This window comes from Streptomyces sp. YJ-C3, assembly GCF_053891275.1.
Genome location: NZ_CM132685.1, coordinates 896,404 through 911,229 on the forward strand (window position 1 = coordinate 896,404; position 14,826 = coordinate 911,229).

The 14,826-nt window shown below is 71.8% G+C and carries 12 protein-coding genes; 4 read left to right on the forward strand and 8 right to left on the reverse strand.

Annotated elements, in window-relative coordinates; translation table 11 throughout:
- The first annotated feature begins 13 nt into the window (after window positions 1-13).
- Both ACVHNB_RS03955 and ACVHNB_RS03960 read left to right on the forward strand, forming a co-directional pair.
- Window positions 14-808, forward strand: coding sequence for a polyprenol monophosphomannose synthase (locus ACVHNB_RS03955; protein ID WP_428952813.1), 795 nt, complete (start codon window positions 14-16; stop codon window positions 806-808).
- Window positions 805-1,260, forward strand: a complete 456-nt coding sequence (locus tag ACVHNB_RS03960; protein ID WP_428952812.1) for a GtrA family protein — start codon at window positions 805-807, stop codon at window positions 1,258-1,260. Before ACVHNB_RS03955 ends, ACVHNB_RS03960 begins: the two co-directional genes overlap by 4 nt.
- Before the next feature lie 49 nt (window positions 1,261-1,309).
- Here ACVHNB_RS03960 and ACVHNB_RS03965 read toward each other — a convergent pair whose 3' ends face one another.
- The 5 genes from ACVHNB_RS03965 to ACVHNB_RS03985 all read right to left on the reverse strand — a co-directional run bounded on the left by ACVHNB_RS03965 (window position 1,310) and on the right by ACVHNB_RS03985 (window position 10,650).
- On the reverse strand, window positions 1,310-2,971 hold the full coding sequence (locus ACVHNB_RS03965) for a glycosyltransferase family 2 protein (RefSeq protein WP_456227415.1): 1,662 nt from the start codon (window positions 2,969-2,971) through the stop codon (window positions 1,310-1,312).
- Window positions 2,971-5,169, reverse strand: coding sequence for a CDP-glycerol glycerophosphotransferase family protein (locus tag ACVHNB_RS03970; RefSeq protein WP_456227416.1), 2,199 nt, complete (start codon window positions 5,167-5,169; stop codon window positions 2,971-2,973). The genes ACVHNB_RS03965 and ACVHNB_RS03970 overlap by 1 nt, the downstream gene beginning before the upstream one ends.
- 1 nt (window position 5,170) lies before the next feature.
- Window positions 5,171-8,785, reverse strand: a complete 3,615-nt coding sequence (locus ACVHNB_RS03975) for a CDP-glycerol glycerophosphotransferase family protein (RefSeq protein WP_456227417.1) — start codon at window positions 8,783-8,785, stop codon at window positions 5,171-5,173.
- Between the two features lie 91 nt (window positions 8,786-8,876).
- Window positions 8,877-9,740: an ABC transporter ATP-binding protein gene (locus tag ACVHNB_RS03980; RefSeq protein WP_456227418.1), complete on the reverse strand. Its 864-nt coding sequence runs from the start codon at window positions 9,738-9,740 to the stop codon at window positions 8,877-8,879.
- The gene (locus tag ACVHNB_RS03985; protein ID WP_428952807.1) at window positions 9,733-10,650 is read right to left on the reverse strand and encodes an ABC transporter permease; all 918 of its coding nucleotides are present in this window, start codon (window positions 10,648-10,650) and stop codon (window positions 9,733-9,735) included. The genes ACVHNB_RS03980 and ACVHNB_RS03985 overlap by 8 nt, the downstream gene beginning before the upstream one ends.
- A gap of 165 nt (window positions 10,651-10,815) precedes the next feature.
- Here ACVHNB_RS03985 and ACVHNB_RS03990 point away from each other — a divergent pair, with 165 nt between their 5' ends.
- Window positions 10,816-11,439 carry a TetR/AcrR family transcriptional regulator gene (locus ACVHNB_RS03990; protein ID WP_428952806.1) on the forward strand — a complete coding sequence of 208 codons (624 nt, stop codon included), beginning with the start codon at window positions 10,816-10,818 and terminating at the stop codon, window positions 11,437-11,439.
- A gap of 3 nt (window positions 11,440-11,442) precedes the next feature.
- Here ACVHNB_RS03990 and ACVHNB_RS03995 read toward each other — a convergent pair whose 3' ends face one another.
- Together ACVHNB_RS03995 and ACVHNB_RS04000 are read right to left on the reverse strand one after the other, a co-directional pair.
- Window positions 11,443-11,715: a DUF397 domain-containing protein gene (locus tag ACVHNB_RS03995; protein WP_456227419.1), complete on the reverse strand. Its 273-nt coding sequence runs from the start codon at window positions 11,713-11,715 to the stop codon at window positions 11,443-11,445.
- Window positions 11,712-12,545, reverse strand: coding sequence for a helix-turn-helix domain-containing protein (locus ACVHNB_RS04000; protein ID WP_456227420.1), 834 nt, complete (start codon window positions 12,543-12,545; stop codon window positions 11,712-11,714). The genes ACVHNB_RS03995 and ACVHNB_RS04000 overlap by 4 nt, the downstream gene beginning before the upstream one ends.
- Window positions 12,546-12,693: 148 nt before the next feature.
- Here ACVHNB_RS04000 and ACVHNB_RS04005 point away from each other — a divergent pair, with 148 nt between their 5' ends.
- Window positions 12,694-13,470, forward strand: coding sequence for a class I SAM-dependent DNA methyltransferase (locus tag ACVHNB_RS04005; protein ID WP_428952803.1), 777 nt, complete (start codon window positions 12,694-12,696; stop codon window positions 13,468-13,470).
- Between the two features lie 6 nt (window positions 13,471-13,476).
- On the opposite strand, the gene ACVHNB_RS04010 is transcribed toward ACVHNB_RS04005, so the two are convergent.
- Window positions 13,477-14,814, reverse strand: a complete 1,338-nt coding sequence (locus tag ACVHNB_RS04010) for an FAD-binding oxidoreductase (protein WP_456227421.1) — start codon at window positions 14,812-14,814, stop codon at window positions 13,477-13,479.
- Between the last annotated feature and the right edge of the window lie 12 nt (window positions 14,815-14,826).

A 14,826-nucleotide genomic window follows, 5' to 3' on the forward strand; every position in this document is an offset into this window, starting at 1 on the left:
TCAGGGAGAACCGATGCCGTCGAAGCCGTCCAGGCCGGATACGAAGCCGACGGACCGTGCGGTCGCGCTGCCCGCCGACTGGGCCGCGACACCGCTGACCGTCGTCATGCCGACGTACAACGAGGCGGGGAACCTGCCCGGGATCGCCGAGGCGCTGATGGCGCTGCCGCTGCCCGGGCTGCGGCTCCTCGTCGTCGACGACTCCAGCCCGGACGGCACGGGCGAGATCGCCGACCGGTACGCCGAGCGGTTCGCCGGGCGGATGGCCGTGCTGCACCGGGCCGGCAAGGAAGGGCTCGGGCGCGCCTACGCCGCGGGCATGACGCGGGCCGTCGCCGACGGCGCACGGTACGTCCTGCAGATGGACGCCGACGGCAGCCACCCCGTCGCACGGGTTCCGGAGATGCTGGGAGTCGCCCTCTCCACCGGCGCCGGGGTGACCCTGGGCAGCCGCTACGTGCAGGGCGGCACCCTGTCCGACGCCTGGGGCGCCCACCGCCGCCTGCTGTCCCGCTGGGCGAACGCGTACGCGGGCACCATCCTCGGCACCCGGGTCCGTGACATCACCGGCGGCTTCAACCTGTGGCGCGAGGACGCGCTGCGCGCCATCGACCTGGCCTCCGTGGACAGCGCGGGCTACAGCTTCCAGGTCGAGATGAAGTACCGGGCGCTGCGCCGCGGTTACGGGATCATGGAGGTGCCGATCCACTTCGAGGACCGCACCGTCGGCGAGTCCAAGATGAACCTGATGGTGCAGCTCGAATCCGTCGCCATGCCGTGGAAGCTGCGCGCGAGGTCGCGCCGGTGACCGCGACGTCGTACGCGCCGCCGCGTCCGGCCCTCGTGCGGCTGCGCCGCCTCTCCTTCGAGATCGTGAAGTTCGGCGTGGTCGGCGGCAGCGGCGTCGTGGTGAACCTGCTCGTCTTCAACCTCCTTCTGCACGGCCTGGGTTCGGGCCCGATGCCGGCGACGGTGGTGGCGAGCTGCGTGGCGATGGCCACGAACTACCTCGGCTTCCGGTTCTTCGCCTACCGCGACCGCGCCGCCCGCACCCGCCGCCAGATCGCGCTGTTCTTCGTCTTCAGCGGGATCGGGGTGGCGATGGAGAGCCTGCTGTTCTACGCGGGCTACCACGGAGCGGGCCTGACCGGACCGCTCGCCTCGAACGTCGCGAAGGGCCTGTCGATCGTGCTCGCCTCCGCCTTCCGCTTCCTCGTCTACCGGACATGGGTCTTCCAGCACCCCGCGCGCCGCTGGTAGCACGCTCGCGCGGACCCGGGCCCGGCTGCTCCTGGTCCTCCCGCGCCCCTCAGCGAACCAGCCGTACCGCCTGACGGATCGTGCGGGCCAGCGGGGTACGGCCCACCCGGCGTGCCACCGGGCCCGCCACGCGTGCGGTCAGGCCCGTCGGCTCCCAGCGGGCCTGCAACCGTCCCGCCCCCCGCCCCTCCGGCTCCACCGTCAACCGGTGATGCGGGACGGCCGCCGTGAAGGAAGGGAACTCCAGGGGGGCCAGCAGAAGGCCCGTGTTGCGCAGGCCGCCGGGGGCCTGGAGCTGGAGCAGCGGATGGCGGATCCCGGCGAAGCCCTGCGGCGGCAGCGACGCGGTGGCCAGGTCGAGGAGGACCCGGCCCTCGAAGATCCCGGGCCGCACCGGGTCCAGCCGGAACCGGACGGTCATGCGCCGGCGGCCGGGGGAGAGGACCAGCGCCGCCACCTGCGGGCCGACCGGCAGCCGCAGCCCGGGGTCGTAGGTGCGCACCGTCAGCCGCACCGAGGCCGGCCCGGGCCCTCGGTCCAGGGACACGATCTCGTGCCGGAACTGGGCCCGGGGGAAGGGGCGCGCGTCCAACGCCAGGTCGGACAGGGACAGTTCACGCCGACCGGTCTGTGTCGAGGGGACCTCGGACCCCCAGTAGACCGCCCCGGCCGCGTCGGACACGGTCTCCCGCGGAGCGACCCCGTGCCCGAGCCCCCGCGCCGCGAGCCGCGTGTCGTCGAGGCGGCCGTCCCGTACGAGCTGCAGCACGACCCGCTCGGCCCGCGGGAGACGGGCGTACGCGCCCGGTGCCAGCCGCGCCAGGTACGGGTTCACGGTCTGCGCGAAGCCCGACAGCCACTCCTCGTCCCGGTACGGCAGGTCGCCCGCGTACATCCGGAAGTCGTGCTTGAGGAACTTGTAGTCCTTGGCCTCGCGCAGCGCCGCGCTGTAGCCGCCCTCTGCCAGGAAGTCGTCGATGAGCTCCTGTACGTGGATGCGGTCGCGGACATTGCTCAGCTTGTGCCGCTGGTTGGAGATGGAGGCCGCGGACTCCTCGACGTACGGGGCGATGTACCAGCGGTACACCGGCTCCGGGACGATCGAGAAGGCCTTCGCCAGGCAGTAGGCCTGCGCGGAGAACAGCTGGTCCTCGTAGTGGATGCCCTCCGGGAAGCGCAGGCCGTTCCGGTCCAGGAAGGCGCGCGCGTACATCTTGCTCGTCGACAGGTGCTCGAAGAACAGGCCGGGTTCGGCCTCGATGCCGTTCACCGTGCGGCGCTCGGCGACCAGGTGCGGCATCCAGACCGAGGTGCGGCCCGTGTCGACGCGGACCCGCTCCACGGCGCCCATCGCGAAGTCGATGTCGGGGCGCTCGCGATGAGCCGCCAGCAGCAACTCCACCGACTTCGGCGGCAGTTCGTCATCGCTGTCGAGGAACATCAGGTACGGGGCGCGGGCGATGTCGAGCGCCCGGTTGCGCGGGGCGCTGCAGCCGCCGGAGTTCTCCGGGAGGCGCAGATACGTGATGCGGTGGTCGGCCGCCGCCAACTCCCTCGCCTCGGCGGGGGTGTTGTCGGTGGAGTGGTCGTCGCTGATGACGATCTCGATGTTCGCGTGCGTCTGCGCCTGGAGCGAGGCCACCGCGCGCGGGAGGCGCTCCGCGTCGTTGAAGACGATGACCGTGACCGTCACGTCGGGGGTGAACGCCATCAGCGGGTCGCCTCCTCGGGCGTGGGGGCGGGGGTGCGGGCGGCGACCGGCACGACCGGCGGCAGCGCCTCCTCGGGTTCGCCGAGGAAGACGCGGCGCACGACCCGCTCGGCGGCGTGCCCGTCGTCGAACTCGCAGAACCGGCGCCGGAAGTGGGCACGGGCCTTGGCGGACGCCTCGTCGCGCCACGCGTCGGTGGCGAGGAGCTCCGTCAGCTCGTCCTGGGTGCGGGCCACCTGGCCGGGCGGCTCGGCCATCAGGTCGAAGTAGACGCCGCGGGTCCGCGCGTACGTGTCCCAGTCGTCGGCGTAGCTGATGATCGGGCGGTCCAGGTTGGCGTAGTCGAACATGATCGACGAGTAGTCCGTGATCAGCGCGTCCGACGCCAGGGCCAGCTCCTCCACCGGGTCGTACGCCGACACGTCGATCACGTGGCCGCTGCGGCGCAGGCTCGCGAGCGGGGAGGCGGCGCCGCCGTAGAAGTAGTGGCCGCGCACGAGGAGGACGGTGTCGTCGCCGAGACGTTCGGAGAGGGCGGCGAGGTCGAGGCGCGGTGTCCAGTTCGCCTCGTAGTCCCGGTGGGTGGGGGCGTAGAGGACCGCGCGTCTGCCGGGGGCGATGCCGAGGCGGTCGCGGACCGCGCGGATGTCGGCCGACGTGGCGCTGTAGTAGACGTCGTTGCGCGGGTAGCCGTGGTCGAGCGAGGTGTAGTGGGACGGGTAGGCGTGCTCCCACATGCGCGTGGAGTGGGAGTTGGCGCTGACGCTGTAGTCCCACTTGTCGACGCGGGACAGCAGCGCGTCGAAGTCGAGGCCCTTGGAGGCCGTCGGGTAGTCGAGCTGGTCCAGGCCCATCTTCTTCAGCGGAGTGCCGTGGTGGGTCTGGAGGTGGACCGCGTCGGGGCGCTTGACCACGGCGTTCGGGAAGTTGACGTTGTTGACCAGGTACGCGGCGCGGGCCATCACCTCCCAGTAGCGGCGGGTGCCGGGCACGACGTGGTCGGTGCCCGGCGGCAGCAGCGGCTCCGTCGCCCTCGACACGACCCACACCGGGCGGATGTGCGGGGCGAGCTCGGCGAGCTTCGCCGCGATCGCCGCCGGGTTGCAGGCCACCCCGCGGTCCCAATAGGCCGAGAAGACGGCGAGATCCGGATCGACCGGCTCGCGCAGCGCCCGCTGGTACTGCACGTCGCGGACCTTGGCACCGAGCTGCTTCTTGCGGGTGCGTGCCGTCGCCTTCAGATCGCGCCGCAGGTGGTTGGCGCTCTGGAACGCGCGGTACTTCGCGTACGCGTCCTCTTCGAGGAGCCGCCGCCGGACGCCCTCCAGGCCGCCGGGCCGCCGGTGGCCCTCCGGCCGCCAGCGCACGGCCGCGGCCGACGCCCGGCGGAAGAACTCCCGCGCCACCGCGTCCGGCATCGACTCCCGCGCCACGACCCGCATCGACTCCGTGGCCATCAGGTCGTACAGGACGGCGCGCGGCCGGGCCGGGCCGCCCCGGCGCTCCATCAGCCGCTGCAGGTCCTCGTACGCCCCGACGAGGCCGTACCGCTGCTCGGCGGTCACCGGCGGCAGGCTCTCGGGCCGCAACTCCCGTGCCTCGACGACCACGTGCTCCAGGCAGGCGATCCGGCCGGCCAGGACCAGGGCGGCGCGGGCCGCGAACATCTCGTCGGCGTCGGCCAGTTCGTCCCGGTGCTCCTGCCAGAACGCGGCGCGCACGGCGCGGTTGCCGAGCAGCGGCGCCACCCGCAGCAGGTCGGACGCCTCGGCCGGCGACAGGTCGCGGCGGCCCACCCGGGCCAGGCGTCCGGCGTCGGCGCCGGACCCGCCGGCCGAGCGCCACGTCGAACGGACGTGGTCCGCGACGACGACGTCCACGGTGTCCGGTACCTCGGCCAGCCGGTCGAGCAGCGCCCGCGGAGCGCCCGTCGGCAGCCGGTCCTTGGCGTGCACGAACCACAGCCAGGTGCCGCCCGCCCGCGCGGCGCCCGCGGCGCGCGCGGCGGCGTCGGAGGTGCCGGGCGCGAGCGGTACGACGCTGCCGCCGTGCCGCACCGCGACGTCCTGCGCGGTCTCGCCGACGGCGGCCGTCACCAGCTCGGCGTCCGGCGGGAGCTGCCCGGCGACGCTGTCCAGGCACGCGCCGAGCAGGCCCTGCACGTCGGGGCCGTACACGATGACGCTCAGCTTCGTCATGTCAGGCCTCGCTCTTCCCCGGGGCGCGCTCCGCGGACGGTTCCAGCATGCGGTCCACCACGCGGCGGGCCGCCTGTCCGTCGTCGAGGTCGCAGAACGCGGCGCGGAAGTCCGTGTACGCCGCCTCGTACGGGGCGCTCGCCGCGTCCACGTCGCGCAGCGCCGCGATCAGCTCGGCGGAGGTCTGCACGAGCGGGCCCGGCGCCTTCGCCTCGAAGTCGAAGTAGAAGCCGCGCAGCCGGTCCCGGTAGTGCTCCAGGTCGTAGGTGAAGAACAGCATCGGGCGGCCGGTCACCGCGAAGTCGAACATCACCGAGGAGTAGTCGGTGACCAGCACGTCCGCGACGAGCAGCAGGTCCATCACGTCGGTGATCCCGGCCTGCGCGGACACGTCCCACACGAAGCCGTCGCCCGCGCCGGGCACCGGCTCCACGACGTGCGAGTGCGGCCGGATCAGGAGCACGTGGTCGTCGCCCAGCTCCCGCTTCGCCGCTTCCAGATCGATGCGCAGGTCGAGCAGGAAGCCGCCCTTGTGACGCTGCTTGTCCTCGCGCCACGTCGGCGCGTACAGGATCACCTTCTTGCCCTCGGGCAGACCGAGCCGCTCGCGTACCCGCGCGGTGCGCTTGGCGCGGTCGGGGGACAGGAGCACGTCGTTGCGCGGGTAGCCCGCCTCGACGAGCTCGCCCTCGTAGCGGAAGGCGCGGCGCAGGATCGGCGTGGAGAAGCTGTTCGGGGAGAGCAGCATCGACCACTGGTGCCGCTCGCGGTCCAGGTCCTCCAGGTACGCCGTCGACGCGAAGTGCTCGTTGTCGAAGTCGAAGCCGATCCGCTTGAGCGGGGTGCCGTGCCAGGTCTGCACGATCTTCTGGCCGGGGCGGCGCTCCAGCCACTTCGGCAGATGCGTGTTGCCCACGATGTAGCGGGAGCGGGCCAGTGCCTCGTAGTACTCGGGGCTGTGCACGCGCAGTGCCCGCGCGGTCGCGGGCACCTCGCACTGCCCGTCCTTCACCACCCACAGATGCTCCAACGGGGCGCCCCTGCGCACGAGTTCCTCGTGCAGGGCGCGCGGCGAGTCGCCGTACATGCGGCCGCCGAACACGTCGTAGACGACCGCCTCGCGCAGCGGCTCGTGCCGGGCCAGCGGGTACGTCCGCTCGCGCAGCCGGGTCTGGCGGTGCCGGCTGCGCTCCTCGGGCCGCAGTTCGGAGTGGGCGAGCAGGGCCAGCTGGTCGTACTGGCGGACCTGGAGCTCGACGCGCTTGCCGCCCGCGGTGACCTCGGCCGGCAGGTCCCGGGACGCGGTCGGCGCGAGCTGCACCGAGCTGCGGGTGCCGTCGGCCCGCTCGACGGAGGGCCACCAGAACCCGGACCGCAGGGGCAGTCCGGAGCCGGGCGGGGCCGGGCTGAACGTGGCGCGGAACGTGCCGCCCGCCGCCTCGGCCGGGAACACGTACTCGTGGCCCGACCAGGTCTGGCGCAGCACCAGGCGCAGGGCGTGGGTGCCGGGCGCCGGGTAGGTGCCGGTGAGGGTGACGGTGCCGTCGGCCGCCGTGGCGACGTGCTCCACCAGCGGCTGGGCGGGCTGGTCGACCAGCTGGAGGTAGCCGCCGGGGGAGCGGCGGGCGTACAGCGTCCGCCCCTCGTGGGGGAACTGGGCGCCGGTGCAGCCCTCGCGGTCGTCGAGGACGAGGGCGAGCCGGTGCGGCCGCTCGGCGTCCTCGGGGCCGATCAGGACCGAGGTGTCCCAGCGGGCGATGGACCGCTCGGCCTGGGTCGGGCGCAGCCGCTCGTGGTCCGCGCGGACGGCGGTGAGGTCACCGGGCCGCACCCGCACGGTGAACGGCACCCGGCCGTCCGCGTCCGCCGGGCCGGGGTCGAGCGGTGTCGTGAGGACCTTGCCGGACTCGCGGTGGCGCAGCCGCAGGGCCGCCGGGGCGTCCGGTGCCGTGCGCAGCACGCCGCGGACGATCAACTCGCCGTCTGCGTAGCGGACTTCGAGGGCGCGGGCGTGGGCCGTCTCCACCCGGAGCTGGAGGATGCCGCCCTGGATCTGCGGGGCGACCCGTACGTCGGGGGAGACCCAGTGGGCGGGCGGCGTCTGTCCGGAGCCGGTGCCGGCTCCCCGCAGCGGGCCGCGGCGCGGTGTGGCGCCCGTGCCGCCCACCGCGATCCGCACGTGCCACAGGCCGTCGACCCACTGGCCCCGGCGCCTGAGCCGGTCCGGGTTCACGACGGCGCTGAAGCCGGCCCAGTCGGCGTGCCGGAACTCGGCGCCGGAGGCGACCGTCGCCTCCGGGTCGTAGTGGCTGCGGACCGGGACGACGACCCGCTTGCGGCCGCCCTTCTCGCGCAGGATCAGCGTCTTCAGGGCCCGGCTGCGCTTCTCGGCGCCGAGCTGGCGCGCGAACGCCCACCCCGACAGGTGCAGCCTGCCGTCCTCGTCCCAGGTCGCGGTGTCCAGGCGGCTGCGCAGGCCCAGCTCCTGGTGGTCCAGGCGCAGTACGGAGTCGGGGACGGGACGCGAGGCGTCGAGGAAGGGGTAGTCGGCGCGCGGGCGCAGCACCCCCGCCACCGGCAGCGAGCCGCCGTGCTTCTTCTCGAACTCCAGCAGGGCGATCAGCTCGTCCATGCGCCGGTGCACCGTCAGATAGATCTTGAGCTTGTGCGGCACCGGCAGGGCGCGCACCCGGTCCTGCCCGATGTCGCGGGCGAGCCGCCCGACGTGGTCGAGGAACGCCGCACGGTACGCCGGGTCGGACGCCGGCAGCACCTTCCAGAACAGCGGCATCTCCTCGTACAGCGCGTTGTGGTCGTAGGCCGCGAGGTGGTCCGCGTACATCGGGTCGGAGCCGACGCGCGCGGTCAGGAAGTCCCGCACCATGCGGATCGACCGCACCCGGTCGATCAGGCCGCGCGGGTCGGTGCGGTTCTGGGTGATGGAGCGCTCGCCGGTCTCGCGCTCGCGCCAGTTGTAGATGGGCTCGCTCAGGATGTCGACGGATTCGGCCAGGTAGTGGGCCGGGACGCTGACGGGCGCGTCCTCGTACAGCATGCCTTCGGGGTACGCGAACGCGTGCCGCTCCCAGAAGGCGCGGCGGTAGACCTTGTTCCAGGCGGTGCGGTCGGTCAGCAGCGGCCGGAAGCGGGAGATGTGGGTGCGCAGCCGGGTGGTCGCGAAGGGAGTGCGGTGCACGGGCGACTGGACGTGGCCGGCGGATCTGAAACGGGTGACGTTGCCCGCCGCGAAGTCGGATCCCGTCTCGTCGAGGGTCTCGATGAGCAGCTCGTACGCGTTCGGCGGGAGGGTGTCGTCGCTGTCGACGAAGGCGAGGTACTCCGGGCCCGCGGGGCCGGTGGCCAGTGCGCGCACCCCCGCGTTCCGGGCGGCGCCCAGGCCCTGGTTGGCCTGGGATATGAGCCGGAAGCGGGGGTCTCGGGCGGCCCATTCCCGGGCGATCGCCGCGCTGGCGTCGGTCGAGCCGTCGTCCACCATCACCACGTCGAAGTCGGTGAAGGTCTGGTCGGCCAGCGACCTGAGGCACTCGTCGAGGTACAGCTCTACGTTGAAGACGGGGACGATCACACTCAGCCGGGGCTGGGCCTTGGCCTGCACACGGGCTCCTTATCCTCTTCTGTTCACCGCTAGCGCACCATATTGGCACTAAACGGACAAAAGGGTAAGTGCGGTGCGCCCATGGTGGGACTCAGGAGGGAAGAGGGACTTTCTGGGCCTTAGGTTCCGACTTGGGCTTGCTCTCCCGCTTTGGGGGATTCGTGAACTCCTCGTACGCCTTCAGCACCTCCTCCGTCGGCCCGTCCATCCGCAGCTCACCGCGCTCCAGCCAGAGCACCCGGTCGCAGGTGTCCCGGATCGACTTGTTGCTGTGGCTGACCAGGAAGACGGTGCCCGCGCGCTTGCGCAGCTCGCGGATCCGCTGCTCGGAGCGCTTCTGGAAGGAGCGGTCGCCGGTGGCGAGCGCCTCGTCGATCAGCAGGACGTCGTGGTCCTTGGCGGCGGCGATGGAGAAGCGGAGCCGGGCCGCCATGCCGGACGAGTACGTGCGCATCGGCAGGGTGATGAAGTCGCCCTTCTCGTTGATCCCGGAGAAGTCGACGATCTCGTCGTAGCGCTCGCGGACCTGCTGCGGGCTCATCCCCATGGCGAGCCCGCCGAGCCGGACGTTGCGCTCCCCGGTCAGGTCGTTCATCAGCGCCGCGTTCACACCGAGCAGCGAGGGCTGCCCGTCCGTGAAGATCCGCCCGTTCTCGGTGGGCAGCAGTCCGGCGACGGCCTTGAGCAGGGTCGACTTGCCGGACCCGTTCGTGCCGATGAGGCCGATGGCCTCGCCCCGGTACGCGGTGAAGCTGACGTTCCTGACGGCGTGCACCTTGCGCACGCCCGCCCGCTTCTCGGCCTTCTTCCTGCCGCCGAGGATGCGGTTCAGGGCGGCGGTGGCGCTGCCGCGGCCCGCGCCCGTGCCGTTGACCCGGTAGATGATGTCGACGCCGTCGACGATCACGGTGGGGACCCGCTGGTCCCGCTGCTGGTCTGTGGTGAGGTCAGCCACGGCCGTACGTCTCCTCTGCCTTCCAGAAGTAGATGAACCCGCCGACGCCGGCGAGCAGCGCCCAGCCCACGGCCAGTGCCCACACGTGCGGCGGCAGCTGGTCCGCGGTGAAGCTGTCGATCAGCGCGAAGCGCATCAGGTCGATGTAGACGGCGGCCGGGTTCGCCTTGAGCAGCGTCAGCACGATGTGCGGGACGTCTTTCCCGTTCGTCAGGTGGTCCAGGCTCCACATCACGCCGGACACGTACATCCACGTACGCAGCAGGAACGGCATGAGCTGCGCGATGTCGGGGGTGTGCGCGCCGATCCTCGCCATGATCAGGGCGAGCCCGGTGTTGAACGTGAACTGCAGCAGCAGCGCCGGGATCACCAGCAGCCAGGACATGGTCGGCGGGACGCCGAAGCAGAGCAGGATCACGACGAGCGCGCACATCGAGAACAGCAGCTGCTGGAGCTGTTGCAGGCAGTACGACACGGGGAGCGAGGCGCGCGGGAAGTGCAGGGCGCGCACCAGGCCCAGGCTGCCGGAGATGGCCCGCGTGCCCGCCATCACCGACGACTGCGTGAACGTCCACACGAACACGCCCGTGACCAGGAACGGGATGTAGTCCGGCACGCCCCGGCTGGTGCCCATGAGCACGCCGAAGATGAAGTAGTAGACCGCCGCGTTCAGCAACGGCGTCGCGACCTGCCAGACCTGGCCGAGCTTCGCCTGGCTGTACTGCGAGGTGAGCTTGGCGGTCGCGAAGGCGGTGATGAAGTGCCGGCGCTGCCACAGCTGCCCGACGTACCGGGACAGTGAGGGGCGGGCGCCGCTGACGGTCAGCCCGTACCGGGCCGCGAGGACGGCGGGATCCTCCACGGCCGGTGCGGAGGCCGGCGTGGGAGGCGTGTCCAGGACCTGACTCACATCCGCTGCTTTCGCTCGGGGGACCGCCCGGGGAATCGCCCCGGGGGTGCTTGCTGTTTGCCTGCTGTTTACGTCGGGACGGACCCGTATCGTCGTGACGTGAGAGTAGGCCGTTCCGACGTCGGAACGCAACCGTTTCGTCGTTACGGACCTATGCTGGGTGTCATGACGACCAACGCCGACTCCGCCAAGCCGACGCGTCGCAGAGCTCCCGCCGGAGCCGCGGTCCTCCGGGAGGACGTGACCGAGGCCATTCAGGCCGCCGTTTTCGAGGAGCTCGCCGCCGTGGGCTACGCCCGGATGTCCATCGAGGGCATCGCGCGCCGCGCGGGCGTCGGCAAGACGGCCGTCTACCGCCGCTGGCGCTCCAAGCTGCACCTCGTCCTGGACCTGGTCTCCGCCATAGCGGTGCAGGGTCTGCCGACGCCGGACACGGGTTCGCTCGAAGGGGATCTGGAGCTCCTGTACCAGGTCACTTCACGGGCGCTGAAGCACCCGGTGGCCGGTCAGATCATCCCCGACCTGCAGGCCGAGGCGGCCCGCAACCCCGACATCGCCGACGCCATGCAGAAGGCGCTCCGCGAGGGGCAGCACAGTGTGGCCAGCGGAATCGTTCAGTCCGCCGTGACGCGGGGGGAGCTCCGCTCGGGGCTCGATGAAGAGCTGGCCCTCGATCTGATCTCCGGGCCGCTCTACTGGCGCTCCGTCGTCGTGCGCACGCCGCAGCTGCCGAAGGGCCATCTGAAGCGGCTTTCGGCGGCTACCGCGGCTGCGTTGAAGGCGCTGTGAGGTTCAGCGGGTTGCGGCGTAGGTGAGGAAGGCGGTCCAGGTGGACGGGGTCGCGGTGAGGCGCGGGCCGTCCGGGTTCTTGGAGTCGCGGATGTGGATGGTGGTGGGGGTGGGGGCGACCTCTACGCAGTCGTTGCCGTCGCTGCTGTCGCTGTAGCTGCTCTTGCGCCAGTCGAGGGCGACTTCTACGCAGTCCTCGCCGTTGCTGCTGCTGCTGAAGCTGCTCTTGAACCACACCAGCTCGGAAACGTCCCCGGCGGACACCTTGCGGATCATGTCTCTCCCAGCACTTGCTCGACGAGGGCCAGCGACTCCCCTGGATCAAGAGCCCGGGCCCGGATGATGCCATACCGCAGTTCGAGGATCCGGAGCTGCCTCGGGTCGGAAACCGGCTTGCCGCCGAACTCTCCGTCGGTGCGCCCCATTGCTGTACCGTCCCCGAACTTCAGCACCTCGATGAGTCCGCCCGTTCCTGGGTGGTCCCAGCGAATGCTCGGCATCACCTGGAACTCGACGAACGGCAACTGTGCGACCTCCAGCAGCCGTTCGAGCTGGCGGCGCAGCACCATTGTCCCTCCCACCGGGCGCCGCAGCGTCACCTCTTCCTGGACGAAGCTGAGTTCAGGCGCGGGAGAGTGCTCGTAGATGGTCTGGCGAGCCATTCGTGCGGCCAGCATCGGCTCCAGATCCTCCGGCGAGTAGGCAGGCCGCCGGGTCCCGAGCAGCGCCGCCGCGTGCTCATCGGTCTGCAGCAATCCATGCAGATTGTGGTTGCTGTACAGACACATCTCCGCGCAGCGCGCCTCCATATCGGCCAGCTCCCGAACCTTCCTCGGGTAACGCGCCCGCGCCATGCGGGGTTTCATGGCGCGGACCTGCCCACCCGCGTCCAGCACCTCGTCCACCTTGTCCAGGTACTCCGGCCGAGGAATCCGTGCCCCGCGCTCGATCTTCCGTACGAGGTCCTCGCCGTACCCGATGACCTCCGCGAACTCAGGGACCCGCAGACCCGCCGCCTCCCGCAGGAACTTCAGCTGATCGCCCACGATCTCCACCGCAGAAGCGATCTCGTCCTCGGGGTCGACATCCCACCCGGGCTCGTCCATGCGCACCCACCTCCAACGCCGAGCCATACCCGTACGCGGCTCCGGACAGCCGGGACATGGCGGGACAGACGCGGGACAGAAAGGGGGGTACGGACGGCCGCCCGAAAATGCCGCGCGCCGCCCTGCCCTTCGTCGTTACCGTCCTCCCATGGTCAACGGAGACGCAGCCCCCGAACCTGCCCTCGACCCCGACGGTTACTTCCCCGAGCGGATCGCGGCGACGTACGACCGGTCGTCCGCCGGGATGTTCACCCCGGAGACCCTCGATCCCGTCGTCGACTTCCTCGCTCAACTCGCCGGTAAGGGAACCGCGTTGGAGCTCGGGATCGGCACGGGACGGGTCGCCCTCCCGCTCGCCGCGCGCGGCGTTGCGGTGCACGGCATCGACCTGTCCAGAGCGATGGCAGCCCGGCTGCGCGCCAAGCCGGGCGGTGACCGGATTCCCGTGACCATCGGTGACTTCGCCAGCGCCACGGCCGGCGGCGCCGAGTTCTCGCTCGCCTACCTCGTCTTCAACACCGTCATGAATCTGACCTCGCAGGACGCGCAGGTCGACTGCTTCCGCAACGCCGCGGCCCACCTCGCCCCCGGCGGCTGCTTCGTCATCGAGACGGGCGTCCCGGACCTGCGCAGGCTGCCGCCGGGGCAGGAGGCCGTGCCGTTCCATGTGAGCGACACGAAGTGGGCGTTCGACCGGTACGACGTCGCCACGCAGGCCATGAGCTCGAACTACGTGGAGGTGGACCCGGAGACCGGGCAGGGGTCGTACTGGACCATCCCCTTCCGCTACGTCTGGCCGTCCGAACTCGACCTCATGGCACGGCTCGCCGGACTGCGGCTGCGCGAGCGATGGAGCGGCTGGACCCGCGAGCCCTTCACGAGCGAGAGCGGGCAGCACGTGTCCGTGTGGGAGAAGTCCGCCTGAGACCTCCTAGCGCGGGCGGATGTTGTGGTTGGAGGAGAACAGATTGCCCGGGTCGTACCGGCGCTTGACCGCCGCGAGCCGCTCGCGGACCGCCGCCGGATAGACCGCGGCGACGTCGTCGGTGGCCGAGGCGAGGAAGTTCGCGTAGGCGCCGCCGACATGCGGGGCGAGCCGGTGCCAGAGCGCATCCAGCGCCGGACGCGCCGCCTCGACGACCGGCTCCGGACCCGCGGTCGTCGTCACGATCATCAGCTCCGCCCGGCGGTGCGCGTAGGCGGTGGCGTCGTCGGCGACCCGGGACACCGCCGCGCCCACACTGCGTACGGCGATGAACGGCGACCCCTGCGCCGCCCCCGCCTCGGCCAGGACCCGGAGCGCCCCGGGCACCGCCTCCTCGGTGACGAAACCGCTCCGGGTCAGCAGCCGGACGCCGGGCGGCGCGGCCACGGCGTCCACGAGCGTGTCCGCGCAGGGCTTCAGCGCGATGTCGTCGCCGGTCACCGTGCCGAGCCGGCGGATCGGGTCGACGGCCCGCGCCGCCACCCGCGGATCGTCGCCGTCGAAGGCGACGTGGATCTGCACCGGCGCCTCGGGCCCGCCGGCGAACGGGTTGGCGAGGTCCGCGGTGGAGGTGAGCGCGTCGGGGGCGGTGCGCACGTACTCCGCCCAGCCCTGGAGCACCCCGGCCGCCTCCGCCGCCGGGAAGGTGATCCGGCCGTGGAAGACGTCCGTCGTCGGGTGCGCCGCGAACTCGAAGACGGTCACGATCCCGAAGTTGCCGCCGCCACCGCGCAGCGCCCAGAACAGGTCCGGATGCTCCGCCGCGCTCGCCCGCACGACCTCCCCGGCGGCGGTGACCACCTCCGCGGCGACCATGCTGTCCAGGGTCAGCCCGTACTTCCTGACCTTCCAGCCGATGCCGCCGGACAGCGTCAGCCCGCCGACACCGACGCCCCGGGTGTCGCCCGAGGAGATCGCCAGGCCGTGCGGGGCGAGGGCGTCCGCGACCTGGCCCCAGGTGGCGCCGCCGCCGGTCCGCACCAGGTGACGTACGTCGTCGATGACCTCCACGTGCGCGAGATGGCCCAGGTCGATCACGACGCCGCCGTCGTTCGTGCCGAAGCCGGGGAAGGAGTGGCCGCCGCCGCGCACGGACAGCAACTGGCCGGTGGCGGAGGCGAATCGGACACCCGCCCGGACGTCCGCGACGTTCTTCGGCCGCAGGACGAACGCCGGGCTGCCCGGGACCAGCACCGTGCGGCCGGCCGACGCGTACCGCGCGCCGCCCGGTTCGATGATGTCGCCGCCGAAGTCACGGCGGAGCGTTTCGAGTGCTGTGCTCATGAGGTTCCCGTT

What these genes read in the sequence shown, in the direction of transcription:
- ACVHNB_RS03965 (WP_456227415.1), bottom strand. Translation starts at nt 2,971, where the DNA reads ATGGCGTTCACCCCCGACGTGACGGTCACGGTCATCGTCTTCAACGAC.
- ACVHNB_RS03970 (WP_456227416.1), bottom strand. Translation starts at nt 5,169, where the DNA reads ATGACGAAGCTGAGCGTCATCGTGTACGGCCCCGACGTGCAGGGCCTG.
- ACVHNB_RS03990 (WP_428952806.1), top strand. Translation starts at nt 10,816, where the DNA reads ATGACGACCAACGCCGACTCCGCCAAGCCGACGCGTCGCAGAGCTCCC.
- ACVHNB_RS03955 (WP_428952813.1), top strand. Translation starts at nt 14, where the DNA reads ATGCCGTCGAAGCCGTCCAGGCCGGATACGAAGCCGACGGACCGTGCG.
- ACVHNB_RS04000 (WP_456227420.1), bottom strand. Translation starts at nt 12,545, where the DNA reads ATGGACGAGCCCGGGTGGGATGTCGACCCCGAGGACGAGATCGCTTCT.
- ACVHNB_RS04010 (WP_456227421.1), bottom strand. Translation starts at nt 14,814, where the DNA reads ATGAGCACAGCACTCGAAACGCTCCGCCGTGACTTCGGCGGCGACATC.
- ACVHNB_RS04005 (WP_428952803.1), top strand. Translation starts at nt 12,694, where the DNA reads ATGGTCAACGGAGACGCAGCCCCCGAACCTGCCCTCGACCCCGACGGT.
- ACVHNB_RS03995 (WP_456227419.1), bottom strand. Translation starts at nt 11,715, where the DNA reads ATGATCCGCAAGGTGTCCGCCGGGGACGTTTCCGAGCTGGTGTGGTTC.